Origin of the sequence: Microbacterium sp. IEGM 1404 (genome assembly GCF_030056775.1) — a bacterium.
Taxonomy (GTDB): domain Bacteria; phylum Actinomycetota; class Actinomycetes; order Actinomycetales; family Microbacteriaceae; genus Microbacterium.
Window position 1 is genome coordinate 741,336 of sequence record NZ_JASHKP010000003.1, and the last position, 12,774, is coordinate 754,109.

A 12,774-nucleotide genomic window follows, 5' to 3' on the forward strand; every position below is an offset into this window, starting at 1 on the left:
TATCGTGAGGGCCGTGACCGCCGACATCCCCACGCCCTACGAAGATCTCCTGCGCGACGTCCTCGCCTCGGGCGTGCACAAGTCCGATCGCACCGGCACCGGCACCACGAGCGTGTTCGGTCGACAGATCCGATTCGACCTCGCTCAGGGGTTCCCTCTCGTGACCACCAAGCGCGTCCACATGAAGTCGATCGTCTACGAACTGCTGTGGTTCCTGCGCGGCGAGTCGAACGTCGGGTGGCTGCAGGACAACGGCGTGACCATCTGGGACGAGTGGGCGGATGCCGCCGGCGAGCTCGGCCCCGTCTACGGCGTCCAGTGGCGATCGTGGCCGACCGCCGACGGCGGCGAGATCGATCAGATCTCGCAGGTGATCGAGCAGATCCGTCGCGACCCCGACTCGCGTCGCCTGATCGTGTCGGCGTGGAACCCCGCCGACATCCCCGACATGGCGCTCGCCCCGTGCCACGCGCTGTTCCAGTTCTACGTCGCCGACGGCAAGCTCTCCTGCCAGCTGTATCAGCGCAGCGCGGACATGTTCCTGGGTGTTCCGTTCAACATCGCCTCGTACGCGCTGCTCACGCTCATGATCGCCCAGCAGACGGGATTGGAGCCGGGCGAGTTCGTCTGGACCGGCGGCGACTGCCACGTCTACGACAACCACCGTGAGCAGGTGCAGGAACAGCTCTCGCGTGATCCGTACCCCTACCCGACGCTCCGGTTCGCCCGGAAGCCCGACTCGATCTTCGACTACGCGTACGACGACATCGTGGTCGAGGACTACCGGCACCACCCCGCGATCCGGGCGGCCGTCGCGGTATGAGCAGGCTCGGGCTCGTCTGGGCGCAGGCGCACGGCGGCGTCATCGGCGCCGCGGGTGAGATGCCCTGGCACGTGCCGGAAGACCTGGCCCACTTTCGCGCCGTGACGGGGGAGTCCGACGTCATCATGGGGCGCCGCACGTGGGAGTCGCTCCCGCCGCGATTCCGTCCCCTTCCTGGTCGCCGGAACATCGTCGTCTCGCGCTCGGTCGACTGGGCGGACGAGGGTGCCGAGCGAGCGGATTCCCTGGATGCCGCGCGCGCGCTGTCCACGACACCCGAGGTGTGGGTGATCGGCGGCGGACAACTGTACGCCGAGGCCATCGGGAAGGCGGACGCCCTCGAGGTCACGCAGCTCGATCTGGAGGTCGACGGCGACACGTTCGCCCCGCCTCTTTCCGGATGGGCCCGAACCTCCGCCGACCCCGACGACGGCTGGCACGTCTCGCGCACCGGCATCCGGTATCGCTTCGAGACCTACGTCCCGGCGGACCGCCCATGACACGCACCGCGCTCATCACCGGCGCCAGCTCCGGCCTCGGCGCCGAGTTCGCGCGTCAGCTCGCCGTCCACGGCGCGGACGTCGTCCTCGTCGCGCGCGACCGCGAGGCGCTCGCCGCGGTGGCCGACGGCATCAGCGCGGTCTCCCGGAGCCGGGTCGAGATCCTTCCCGCCGATCTTCCCGACGACGACGACCGCGCGGCGGTCGAAGCGCGTCTCGCCGTCGGCGTCGACGTCCTCGTCAACAACGCCGGATTCGGTCTCGACCTGGCGTTCGAGGAGAACGACATCGCCGACGAGGTGCGGCACCTCCGGTTGCACGTCGAGGTCGCGATGCGTCTCACGCACGCGGCTCTGCCCGCGATGCTCGAGCGTGGCGGCGGCAGGATCATCAACGTCGCCTCGGTGGCCGGATTCGTTCCACGCGGCACTTACGGCGCCGTGAAGGGGTGGCTGATCTCGTTCAGCCGCTGGGCGAACGTGGTCTACGGTCCGCGGGGAGTGACCGTCACGGCGGTGTGCCCGGGATTCGTGCACACCAACTTCCACGAGCGCCTCGGACTCCCGCCCGGGCAGGAGGGGGTCCCGGCCGGGATGTGGCTCGACGCCGGCACCGTCGTGCGCGAGGGGCTGCGCGACGCCGCCCGCGGCCGCTCGGTGTCCATCCCGTCGCTGCGCTACAGGGCGATCGTCGCCGTGTCCCGCCTGCTCCCCGACGGTGTGGTCGTGGGTGCGGCGTCGCGGGGCCGCTGACTCAGCGGAACCGACCCGAACGGATGCCGGCGAAGGCCAGCGCCGCGATCGTCTCCCCGTCCGTGATCCCGCCGTCGGCGATGAGGCCCAGCACCTCCGCGAAGGGCACCCACCGCACGGCCTCGATGCCCTCCTCGCGCTGCGTGGACGTGGCATCCGCGATGCGGAGATCCCGCGCGAGGTAGACGTGTTCGGGCGCCTCGGCGATGCCGTTGAGAGCGTTCATGCGCCCCAGATGCTCCCAGGTCGCGGCCGTCACACCGGTCTCCTCGAGCAGCTCCCGCTGGGCGGCGACGAGCGGGTCCTCGCCGTCGCTGCCGCCGGCGGGGACCTCCAGGGATCGGCCCGTCGTGTACCTCTCGAGCTCGACGAGGCAGACGCGATCGTCCTCGTCCAGGGCGACGACGAAGACCGCGGGCTGCTGCATCCGGACGACGCCGTAGATCCCCTCGCCGTCCGGGCCCGTGACCTCGTCCTCCCGCACCCGGATCCAGCGGTTCTCGTACACGGTGCGGGTGGAGCGGGTCGTCCAGGCCATGCGGTCAGCCTAGGACGACCTCGCGCCCCGACCCGACCCGCGTCGGACGATGTTCATCCACCGGGGCCGCAGGACCGGGGGGAGAGCGGATCGAACCGATAACCTGAGAGCATGACGCACTCCGGCAACCCCTTCGGTCAGGTGCTCGTCGCGCTCGTCACCCCGATGACGGCCGACGGCGAGGTCGATTGGCCCGCGGTCGAGAAGCACATCGACGACGTCGTGAGCGCCGGCGCGGACGGCGTCGTCGTCACGGGCACCACCGGCGAGACGTCGACGCTCACCGACCCGGAGAAGCTCCGCCTCGTCGAGGTCGGCAAAGACGTGGCGGCCGGTCGCGCGAAGATCATCACCGGCGGCGGCTCGAACGAGACCGCGCACGCGATCGAGCTGTACAAGGCCAGCGAGAAGGCCGGCGCCGACGGCATCATGATCGTCACGCCGTACTACAACAAGCCCACCCAGGCCGGCATCCTGACCCACTTCCGGCTCGTCGCCGATGCGACGGACCTCCCGGTGATCCTCTACGACATCCCCGGTCGCACGGGCGTCGAGATCAAGTACGAGACGATCCTGCGTCTCGCGAAGCACCCGAACATCCTCGCCGTGAAGGACGCCAAGGGCGACTTCAGCGAGGTCAGCCGCGTGCTGAACCAGACCGACCTCCTGTACTTCTCCGGCGACGACGCCAACGTCCTGCCGCACCTGTCGATCGGAGCCTCGGGACTCATCGGTGTGACCGCCAACATCGCCGCCGCCCCGTATCGGACGATCGTGGATGCCGTGAACCGCGGCGACCTCGCCACGGCCACCGCCGAGCACAAGCGCCTCGAACCGCTCGTCCGCGCGGTGATGACGCACGTGCCGGGAACGGTCGCGGCGAAGTACATCCTCCACGGCCTCGGCCGCATCGGCAGCCCCCGCGTCCGCCTGCCCCTGGTGGGTCCGGAGGAGTGGGAGGCCGCGACGATCGAGGACGAGCTCGCGCTGGTCCGCGACGTGCCCGGCGCCGACTTCTCCAACTTCCGTCCCGACCGCAACGCCGCGGCCGGCGGTGCCCTGCCCAAGGTGCACGGCACCACGAGATAAGCATCGGCGTCCGCCGAACCGCGGCCAGGGACGCCACACGAAGGGATGCCGCAGGGCGGCGTCCGAGGAGGCACCATATGCCCACGACCGTTTACGATCCCCCCACTCTCGCTCCGGGAACCCTGCGTGTGGTCCCGCTCGGCGGCCTCGGCGAGGTCGGTCGCAACATGACCGTGTTCGAGTTCGAGGGGAAGCTCCTCATCGTCGACTGCGGCGTGCTGTTCCCCGAGGAGCACCAGCCGGGCGTCGACCTGATCCTGCCGGACTTCGAGCCGATCCGGCACCGCCTCGACGACATCGTCGGCGTCGTGCTGACCCACGGGCACGAGGACCACATCGGGGCCGTCCCGTACCTCCTGAAGCTCAAGAACGACATCCCCCTCATCGGGTCCGGCCTGACGCTCGCCCTCATCGAGGCGAAGCTCAAGGAGCACCGGATCCGGCCGCACACGCTCACGGTGAAGGAGGGGCAGCGCGAGCAGGTGGGTCCCTTCGACCTCGAGTTCGTCGCGGTGAACCACTCGATCCCGGATGCCTTGGCCGTGGCGATCCGCACGCCCGCCGGTCTCGTGCTGGCCACCGGCGACTTCAAGATGGATCAGCTGCCGCTCGACGGTCGGATCACCGACCTCCGGGCGTTCGCGCGCCTGGGCGAGGAGGGCGTCGACCTCTTCCTCGTCGACTCGACGAACGCCGACGTCCCCGGCTTCACGCCGACCGAGCGCGCGATCGGCCCGGTCCTGGACCAGGTGATCGCCCGCGCCCCCCGTCGCGTCGTCGTGGCGAGCTTCTCGAGCCACGTGCACCGGGTGCAGCAGGTTCTGGACGCCGCGCACGCCAACGGCCGCCGGGTCGCGCTCCTCGGGCGCAGCATGGTGCGCAACATGGGCATCGCCGCCGACCTCGGCTATCTGAACGTCCCGGACGGCGTGCTGATCGACTACAAGAAGGCGCGCGACCTGCCCGACGACAAGATCGTCTACATGTCGACGGGTTCGCAGGGCGAGCCGATGGCCGTGCTCAGCCGCATGGCGAACCTCGACCACGCGATCGAGCCCGGCGAGGGCGACACCGTGATCCTGGCATCCAGCCTCATCCCCGGGAACGAGAACGCCGTCTACCGCGTCATCGACGGGCTCACGAAGCTCGGCGCGACCGTCGTGCACAAGGGCAACGCGAAGGTGCACGTCTCGGGTCACGCGGCGGCGGGCGAGCTGCTCTACTGCTACAACATCCTGAAGCCCAAGAACGTGCTGCCCGTCCACGGCGAGTTCCGTCACCTGATGGCCAACGCGAAGCTGGCGCAGGAGACGGGGATCCCCGCCGACCGGACCATCCTGGGCGAGAACGGCACGGTGGTCGATCTCCGCGACGGCCGCGCCGAGGTGGTGGGTCAGCTGGACATCGGTTTCGTCTACGTCGACGGCTCGTCGGTGGGCGAGATCACGGATGCCGACCTGAAGGACCGCCGCATCCTGGGCGAGGAGGGGTTCATCTCGGTGATCGTGGTCGTCGACCGCCAGACCGGCAAGATCATCTCCGGTCCCGAGGTGCATGCCCGCGGGTTCGCGGAGGATGCCGCGGTGTTCGAGAGCGTCAAGCCGAAGATCGCCGCCGCTCTGGCCGAGGCCGCCCAGTCGGGCGTGCGCGACACGCATGCGCTGTCGCAGGTGGTGCGTCGCACGATCGGTCGCTGGGTGAACCAGTCGCTGCGTCGACGCCCCATGATCGTGCCCCTCGTCATCGAGGCATGACCCCGGGCCCGCTCTCCCTCCGCCGGGGGAGCGGACCCACGGACGCGCCGCGCGGATCGGTATCATGCGGGCATGCCCGCCATCCCGATCCGCGCGGCTCTCCCGTCCGACGGCGCGTTCCTCGCCGACATGACCGTGGAAGCCGCGAACTGGCGCGCCGGCAGCGTCCGACCGCGTCATGAGGTGCTCAGCAGCCCCGACCATCAGCGGTACGTCGCGGGGTGGCAGCGACCGGGCGACGCGGGTTTCGTGGCCGAATCGCCCGCGGGCGAGGCGATCGGCGCGGCCTGGTACCGCATGCTGCCGCGCAGCGAGCCCGGCTTCGGCTGGGTCGGCACCGGCGTCCCCGAGCTCATCATCGGCGTGCGTCCGGTGTGGCGGGCCCACGGAGTCGGACGGGCTCTCCTGCAGCGTCTCGTCGCCCACGCCCGGGATCAGGGCTATTCGCGCATCAGTCTGAGCGTGGAGCGCGACAATTTCGCCCGCACGTTCTACCGCACCGAGGGCTTCGCGGTCACCCGAGCGGGGCAGGGACGCGACGTCATGGTGAAGACGCTGCGCTGAACCGCGGTATCGGTCCGGTCTCGAACCCCGCGTCGGTCCCTGCGAATGTCGGGAGCTCGGCCTACCGTGGAGGAATGCCCCGCAGTACGTCCACGTCCGGCGGTCGCGCCCCCGCCAAGGGACAGGCGCGACCGAAAGCGTCGGCGCCCGCGCCCAAGCGCTACGTCGACGAGCCCGACAGGCCGCCCGTCGCCGTCCGCGCCTGGACCGCGTTGGCCCACGGGGTCGGCGGCATGTTCCGCGTCTTCGGCCCCGAGACCCTCGAACGCGACCAGCGTCGCGACGGTTTCCCGTTCCTCCTCGTCCTCCTCGCCGTACTCGGTGCGGTGGTCGAATGGTTCTTCATCGGCACCGAGGTCGCCGCGGCGATCAGTGCCTACAGCTTCGGCGGACTCATCGGCCGTGTGGCCTTCGTGTTCCCGGTGCTGTTGCTGCTCCTGGCGGGGTGGTTGTTCCGGCACCCGTCGTCCGTGCACGACAACGGGCGAATCGGTATCGGCTTCGCGCTCTTCGTCATCTCGATGGCCGGGTTCTGCCACGTCGCCGGCGGGCGCCCGGCTCCGAGCGCCGGGCTCCCCACTCTCAGTCTCGCGGGCGGTCTGGCCGGCTGGCTGAGCGGCGAGCCGCTCGCGTTCGTGCTCAAGGACGTCGGTGCGTACATCGCGCTGTCGCTCCTGACGGTCCTGAGCGTCCTGATCCTCACGAAGACCCCGCCGAACCGCATCGTCCAGCGCCTCGGCGATCTGTACGCCTGGATGTTCGGCGCCGAGCGCGTCGAGAAGGATGCGACGACGGCGGTCCTGCCGGTGGATGCCGAAGACGACACGCCCGGCGAGAAGTCGTTGCCCTGGTGGCGGAGGAACAAGTCCGGCCGCGAAGAGGACGTCGATGGCGACCTCGGCTCCGACGACCTGACGACACTGCTCTCACCCGGCACCACCCAGGGGGGATTCGAGTCCGCCTTCGTCGCACCCTCTGCTCCCGCGGCCCCGCCGGCGGCCCCGCCCGCTCGCCCGCCGATGCCGCCCGCACCCGACGCGCTCACCGAGATCATCGACCCGGGTGCCCTGGCCGGCGTCGCCACCGGGCGCGGGCTCCACGACGATTCTCCGACCGTTGACGAACCCGACGACGACCTCCCCGGCATCTCCGGCCTCGGCGGTGACAACGCGGGGCTCCCACCGTCCGCGAACTACCGGCTGCCGTCGGTCGCCGCCCTCGCCGCGGGCACACCGCCCAAGGCGCGCTCCGCCGCGAACGACGCAGTCGTCGCCGCCATCGAGAGCGTCATGGAGCAGTTCAAGGTCGACGCACGCGTCACGGGGTTCTCGCGCGGTCCGACCGTGACCCAGTACGAGATCGAGGTCGGGCCGGGCGTCAAGGTCGAGCGGATCACCGCACTGACCAACAACATCGCCTACGCCGTCGCCTCCAACGAGGTGCGCATCCTCGCGCCGATCCCCGGCAAGAGCGCGATCGGCGTCGAGATCCCCAACGCCGACCGCGAGATCGTGACGCTCGGCGACATCCTCCGATCGGATGCCGCGACCACCTCGACGCACCCGATGACGATCGGTGTCGGCAAGGACGTGGGCGGCGGCTTCGTGGTCGCGAACCTCGCGAAGATGCCTCACCTCCTCGTCGCGGGGTCCACGGGCTCCGGCAAGTCGAGCTTCGTGAACTCGATGATCACGAGCCTCCTCATGCGGGCGAAGCCGTCCGAGGTGCGGATGGTCCTCATCGACCCGAAGCGCGTCGAGCTCACGTCCTACGCCGGCGTGCCGCACCTGATCACCCCCATCATCACCAACCCCAAGAAGGCCGCCGAGGCGCTCCAGTGGGTCGTGAAAGAGATGGATATGCGATACGACGATCTCGCGTCGTTCGGCTTCCGTCACATCGACGACTTCAACCGAGCGGTCGTCGCGGGCGAGATCCAGCTCGCGGCGGGCAGCGAGCGCGTGCTGAAGCCCTACCCGTACCTGCTGGTCGTCGTCGACGAGCTCGCCGACCTCATGATGGTCGCCCCGCGCGACGTCGAGGACTCGATCGTCCGCATCACGCAGCTGGCCCGCGCCAGCGGCATCCATCTCGTCCTCGCCACCCAGCGCCCCTCCGTCGACGTCGTCACGGGCCTCATCAAGGCCAACGTCCCTTCGCGTCTGGCGTTCGCGGTGACGAGCGTCACCGACTCGCGCGTCATCCTCGACCAGCCGGGCGCCGACCGTCTCATCGGTCAGGGCGACGGTCTGTTCCTGCCCATGGGCGCGTCCAAGGCTCTGCGCGTGCAGGGTGCGTGGGTGAGCGAACAGGAGATCGAGCGGGTCGTGGCCCACGTGACGCAGCAGGCGCGTCCCGAGTACCGCTCCGATGTGCAGGCGGCGGCCGAGAAGAAGGAGATCGACGCCGACATCGGCGACGATCTGGAGCTGCTCCTCGCGGCCGCAGAGCTGGTGGTCTCGACCCAGTTCGGGTCGACCTCGATGCTGCAGCGCAAGCTCCGCGTCGGTTTCGCGAAGGCCGGGCGCCTCATGGACCTCCTCGAGTCGCGCGAGATCGTCGGGCCGTCGGAGGGTTCCAAGGCCCGCGACGTCCTCGTCACGAACGAGCAGCTTCCGGCCGTCCTCGCCCGCCTGCGCGGCGAGGATCCGCCCGCCGGCGGCGACGACGACCGCTACGGTCCGGATGCCGTCGAGGCACAGTTCGACGGTCTTCCCGTCGTCGGTGACGACGAGGACTCCGAAGACGCCTGGCAACTGACGGGACGCGACTGATGGCCGTGCACCCGCAGCTTCCCAACGCGATCACGATCGCGCGGATCCTGTGTGCGCCGGTCTTCCTGTGGCTGCTGCTCGCGGACGCGGGGGCCGGGGGAGGGCTCCGTTGGGCTGCGGGCATCGTCTTCATCGTGGCGATCGCCACGGACGGCGTCGACGGGTACATCGCGCGCCGGTTCGACATCGTCAGCGACCTCGGGAAGCTCCTCGATCCGATCGCCGACAAGGCGCTCACCGGCGTCGCGTTCGTCGGGTTGTCGATCCTCGGCGAGCTGGACTGGTGGGTGACGATCGTCGTGCTGGTCCGCGAGATCGGCATCACCGTCTACCGCTTCATGGTCGTCAGCGACCACGTGCTCGCCGCCGCCTGGATGGGCAAGCTCAAGACCGTGGCGCAAGCCGTGGCGCTCTCGATCGCGCTCCTGGCGCTGGCATCCCTGTCGGATGCCGCCGTCTGGCAGTCGACCGTGTGGTGGGCCGGGGTGGTGACGATGACCATCGCGGTGGTCCTCACCATTGCGTCGGGCATCGACTACGTCGTCTCGGAGGTTCGCGGGGCGCGCGCACGGCGAGGCGGCCGATGATCGACGGCGTGCCCGACGACCTCGACGAGACCGTCGTGCGCGACCCGCGCGAGAGCGCCGCCGTACTCCTCGAGCGTCTCGTCGAACTCGGCTGGACAGTCGCCGTCGCCGAGTCGCTCACCGGCGGCATGGTCGTCTCGTCGCTCGTCGACATCCCGGGTGCGTCCCGCGCCGTCCGGGGCGGAGTCGTGGCGTACGCGACCGATCTGAAGCGGAGCGTGCTCGGCGTCGATCCCGCGCTCCTGCAGGCGCACGGCGCCGTACATCCGCGCGTCGCCCGTCAGATGGCGCGGGGCGTCCGTGACGTCCTCGGACACGACGGCATCCCGGCCGACGTCGGTATCGCCACCACCGGGGTCGCCGGTCCGGACCCGCAGGACGGGCAACCGGTCGGGACGGTGCACATCGCCGTCTCGACGCCCCTCGGGACGCGCGTGGACTCCCTCGTGCTGGCGGGCGACCGAGACCGCATCCGCCGGGAGGCGACGCACATCGCCATCCGTCGCGCCCTCGCCGCGCTGTGAGCGCTTCCGCTCGTGCCGAGGGGAACAAATGATGACACATCCGAGTTGTTCCCAGCGATTCCCATCCAGTGCCCAGCGCGCGGCATTAGGGTGACCTGAAACGGTGTTGTACCGTTGTCCACCCGGGCAGCGGAGGAATCGGTAGTGAGGAGGGGTTCACATGATCCTGGTCCGTCAAGAGATCGGCGAGGTCCTGCGTGAGCTCCGCCAGCAGAAGGGTCGTACCCTTCGTCAGGTCGCCAGCCGCGCGAGTGTGGCTCTCGGTTACCTGAGCGAGGTCGAGCGCGGCCAGAAGGAAGCGTCCAGCGAGATCCTCGCCTCGGTCGCCGAGGCCCTCGACGTGCCGATCTCCACCATCATGCGCGAGGTCGGTGACCGCCTGTCGGTCCTCGAAGGTCTGCAGAGTTTCCCCGACGTCGTTCCCGACGACCTGGTGGCAGCGGTCGAGCCCGAGCTCTCCCTGCACTGATCCCGCGTAATGCGACGTAGCGAATTCGATCGCGCGGTCGCCGACGAGTTCGGCGTGCGCGGCGGTTCCCTGATGACCGACCTCGTGCTGACGTCCGTGGGCGGACGCACGAGTGCGGACGCCCTCGCCGCCGGCGTCGACCCGCGCGACGTGTGGCTCGCGCTGTGCGAGGAGACGGACGTCCCTGCCGAGCGGCGGTACGGCGTCGGTCGTCTCGACCCACGGCGCCGGTGATCGCGCCTCGGGTCTGACGAGCCGCGTCGCGGGCGGCGCGCGCCCTCGCCGACGACCGGCACGTCTTCGGGTGTCGCGACGCGCCGCACGGCGTGTCATCGAATCTTCGTTCGATTTCGGCGTAGGCTCCTGCACATCGGAGTTTCGGGCGTTCTCGTCCACAGAAGCCGGGGTTTCCTCCGTCGATGTCGGAGGCCCTCCCTAACGTGATCGATGTCGAACGACACTCTGAACGCCTTGTCGGGCATCCCCTCCGTCGGAGGGGAGCACGACAGCCTATAGGCGACGGATCGCGAGAAGAAAGAAGACGTCATGCCCTCACCCGCAGAGCGCGAGAAGGCCCTCGAATCGGCCCTCGCCCAGATCGACCGGCAGTTCGGAAAGGGCTCGGTCATGCGACTGGGCAGCGACGAGCGCGCCCCGATCGAGACCATCCCCACCGGCTCGGTCGCCCTCGACGTGGCCCTCGGCATCGGCGGTCTTCCCCGCGGTCGCATCATCGAGATCTACGGCCCGGAGTCCTCGGGTAAGACCACGCTGACCCTCCACGCCATCGCCAATGCACAGCGTGCGGGCGGTATCGCGGCGTTCATCGACGCCGAGCACGCGCTCGATCCCGAGTACGCGAAGAAGCTCGGGGTCGACATCGACGCCCTCCTCGTCTCGCAGCCCGACACGGGTGAGCAGGCGCTCGAGATCGCCGACATGCTGATCCGTTCCGGTGCCATCGACCTCGTGGTCATCGACTCCGTGGCGGCGCTCGTCCCCGAAGCCGAGATCAAGGGTGAGATGGGCGACTCGCACGTGGGTCTGCAGGCTCGCCTGATGTCGCAGGCCCTGCGAAAGCTCACCGGTGGGTTGAACACCACCAAGACGACCGCGATCTTCATCAACCAGCTGCGCGAGAAGATCGGCGTGTTCTTCGGCTCGCCCGAGACCACCGCCGGAGGTAAGGCGCTGAAGTTCTACGCGTCGGTCCGTCTCGACATCCGTCGAATCGAGACCCTCAAGGACGGTACCGAAGCGGTCGGTAACCGCACTCGCGTCAAGGTCGTCAAGAACAAGATGGCGCCGCCCTTCAAGCAGGCCGAGTTCGACATCCTTTACGGCGTGGGCATCTCGCGCGAGGGAAGCCTGATCGACTTCGGTGTCGAGCACGGCATCGTGAAGAAGTCGGGCGCCTGGTACACGTACGACGGCGAGCAGCTCGGGCAGGGCAAAGAGAACGCCCGCAACTTCCTGATCAAGAACGCCGATGTCGCGGCCGAGATCGAGTCGAAGATCAAGGGCAAGCTCGGTATCGGCGCTCCGGCCGCGACCGCCGCTCCGGCCGCAGACGAGCTGGCCGCCCGCCGTCCCGCCTGATGACAGACGACGCCCGTCGCCCGGGTCGCGTCTCCGCCGAAGCGGAGCGCGACGCGGGCGACCGCGCGGTCGGTGACGACCTCGCGCCGGTCATCCCTCTCTTCGGTTCGCGTGCTCCCGCTCCCCAGGCGTCGCGCGACCGTGCGGCCACGTCGACGTCCCCCCGGGACGAGGCGACGGGCTGGTCTCGCCCGGGTGCCGCGTTCGACGATCCCGTTGACGCGGAATCGCCCGATGAGATCCGCGATCGCGCCGAGGCGGTTCTCCTGCGCAAGCTTCGTGGGCACTCCCTGTCGCTGGCGGAAGCCCGTACGGCTCTCGGCGGGATCGACGGTGTCGATGACTCCGTGATCGAGGACGTCGTGACGAAGTTCGTCGACCTCGGTTACCTCGACGACCAGGCGTTCGCCGAGCAGCTCGCGATGTCGGCGATCGAACGCCGAGGGCAGGGTCGTCGTGCGGTCGCGCAGACTCTCCGCAAACGCGGGATCTCGCGCGAAGTCGCGGATGCCGCGATCGCCGAGCTGCCCGACGACGACGCGGAACGCGCGCTGGAGTTCGCCCGCTCGAAGGCCCGCAACGTCGGCGGCAAGGACTACGACGCCAGCCTGCGCCGCCTAGCCGGACAACTCGCCCGGCGAGGGTACTCGTCGTCGATCTCCCTCGAAGCTGCGCGTCAGGCACTGGCAGAAGCGGGCATCCGGCGTGCCCCGTTCTCACGACCGGCCGCGTCGGTCGCCGTCCGGTTCACCCCGGACGACTGACGTCCGGTACCGGCCGCGCGCGCTCCCTCCCGACCGT

General features: G+C 69.6%; 14 protein-coding genes. 13 read left to right on the forward strand and 1 reads right to left on the reverse strand.

The genetic code is table 11. The annotated features are described in order from the left end of the window. The first annotated feature begins 13 nt into the window (after nucleotides 1-13). The 3 genes from QM517_RS14140 to QM517_RS14150 are packed head-to-tail and all read left to right on the forward strand — an operon-like array spanning nucleotide 14 to nucleotide 2,075. Complete coding sequence (locus tag QM517_RS14140; RefSeq protein WP_283288226.1) at nucleotides 14-823, forward strand: thymidylate synthase; 810 nt, start codon at nucleotides 14-16, stop codon at nucleotides 821-823. After that, complete coding sequence (locus tag QM517_RS14145; protein WP_283288228.1) at nucleotides 820-1,323, forward strand: dihydrofolate reductase; 504 nt, start codon at nucleotides 820-822, stop codon at nucleotides 1,321-1,323. Before QM517_RS14140 ends, QM517_RS14145 begins: the two co-directional genes overlap by 4 nt. Next, entirely contained in the window at nucleotides 1,320-2,075 is a 756-nt protein-coding gene (locus tag QM517_RS14150) for an SDR family NAD(P)-dependent oxidoreductase (protein ID WP_283288230.1), read from the forward strand. Before QM517_RS14145 ends, QM517_RS14150 begins: the two co-directional genes overlap by 4 nt. A gap of 1 nt (nucleotide 2,076) precedes the next feature. Here QM517_RS14150 and QM517_RS14155 read toward each other — a convergent pair whose 3' ends face one another. Beyond that, the gene (locus QM517_RS14155) at nucleotides 2,077-2,613 is read right to left on the reverse strand and encodes an NUDIX domain-containing protein (RefSeq protein WP_077050176.1); all 537 of its coding nucleotides are present in this window, start codon (nucleotides 2,611-2,613) and stop codon (nucleotides 2,077-2,079) included. A 111-nt stretch (nucleotides 2,614-2,724) separates the two neighbouring features. Here QM517_RS14155 and dapA point away from each other — a divergent pair, with 111 nt between their 5' ends. From dapA to QM517_RS14205, 10 genes are all read left to right on the forward strand, one after another. Further along, nucleotides 2,725-3,702 carry a 4-hydroxy-tetrahydrodipicolinate synthase gene (gene dapA / locus QM517_RS14160; protein WP_077050175.1) on the forward strand — a complete coding sequence of 326 codons (978 nt, stop codon included), beginning with the start codon at nucleotides 2,725-2,727 and terminating at the stop codon, nucleotides 3,700-3,702. Between the two features lie 77 nt (nucleotides 3,703-3,779). Further along, on the forward strand, nucleotides 3,780-5,456 hold the full coding sequence (locus QM517_RS14165; protein WP_283288234.1) for a ribonuclease J: 1,677 nt from the start codon (nucleotides 3,780-3,782) through the stop codon (nucleotides 5,454-5,456). 72 nt (nucleotides 5,457-5,528) lie between these two features. Continuing rightward, a complete protein-coding gene (locus tag QM517_RS14170; protein WP_077050173.1) occupies nucleotides 5,529-6,020 on the forward strand; it encodes a GNAT family N-acetyltransferase in 492 nt (163 codons plus the stop codon). Between the two features lie 74 nt (nucleotides 6,021-6,094). Then, nucleotides 6,095-8,794 (forward strand): DNA translocase FtsK, encoded by a 2,700-nt coding sequence (locus QM517_RS14175; protein ID WP_283288236.1) that lies wholly within the window; start codon nucleotides 6,095-6,097, stop codon nucleotides 8,792-8,794. Further along, a complete protein-coding gene (gene pgsA / locus QM517_RS14180) occupies nucleotides 8,794-9,381 on the forward strand; it encodes a CDP-diacylglycerol--glycerol-3-phosphate 3-phosphatidyltransferase (RefSeq protein ID WP_283288238.1) in 588 nt (195 codons plus the stop codon). Before QM517_RS14175 ends, pgsA begins: the two co-directional genes overlap by 1 nt. Next, entirely contained in the window at nucleotides 9,378-9,905 is a 528-nt protein-coding gene (locus QM517_RS14185) for a CinA family protein (protein WP_283288240.1), read from the forward strand. Before pgsA ends, QM517_RS14185 begins: the two co-directional genes overlap by 4 nt. Nucleotides 9,906-10,065: 160 nt before the next feature. Continuing rightward, the gene (locus tag QM517_RS14190) at nucleotides 10,066-10,374 is read left to right on the forward strand and encodes a helix-turn-helix domain-containing protein (protein ID WP_076490831.1); all 309 of its coding nucleotides are present in this window, start codon (nucleotides 10,066-10,068) and stop codon (nucleotides 10,372-10,374) included. Between the two features lie 9 nt (nucleotides 10,375-10,383). Beyond that, on the forward strand, nucleotides 10,384-10,608 hold the full coding sequence (locus tag QM517_RS14195) for a DUF3046 domain-containing protein (protein ID WP_283288241.1): 225 nt from the start codon (nucleotides 10,384-10,386) through the stop codon (nucleotides 10,606-10,608). A 312-nt stretch (nucleotides 10,609-10,920) separates the two neighbouring features. Next, entirely contained in the window at nucleotides 10,921-11,973 is a 1,053-nt protein-coding gene (recA, locus tag QM517_RS14200; RefSeq protein ID WP_077050168.1) for a recombinase RecA, read from the forward strand. Beyond that, nucleotides 11,973-12,737: a regulatory protein RecX gene (locus tag QM517_RS14205; protein WP_283288243.1), complete on the forward strand. Its 765-nt coding sequence runs from the start codon at nucleotides 11,973-11,975 to the stop codon at nucleotides 12,735-12,737. The genes recA and QM517_RS14205 overlap by 1 nt, the downstream gene beginning before the upstream one ends. Nucleotides 12,738-12,774: the final 37 nt, after the last annotated feature.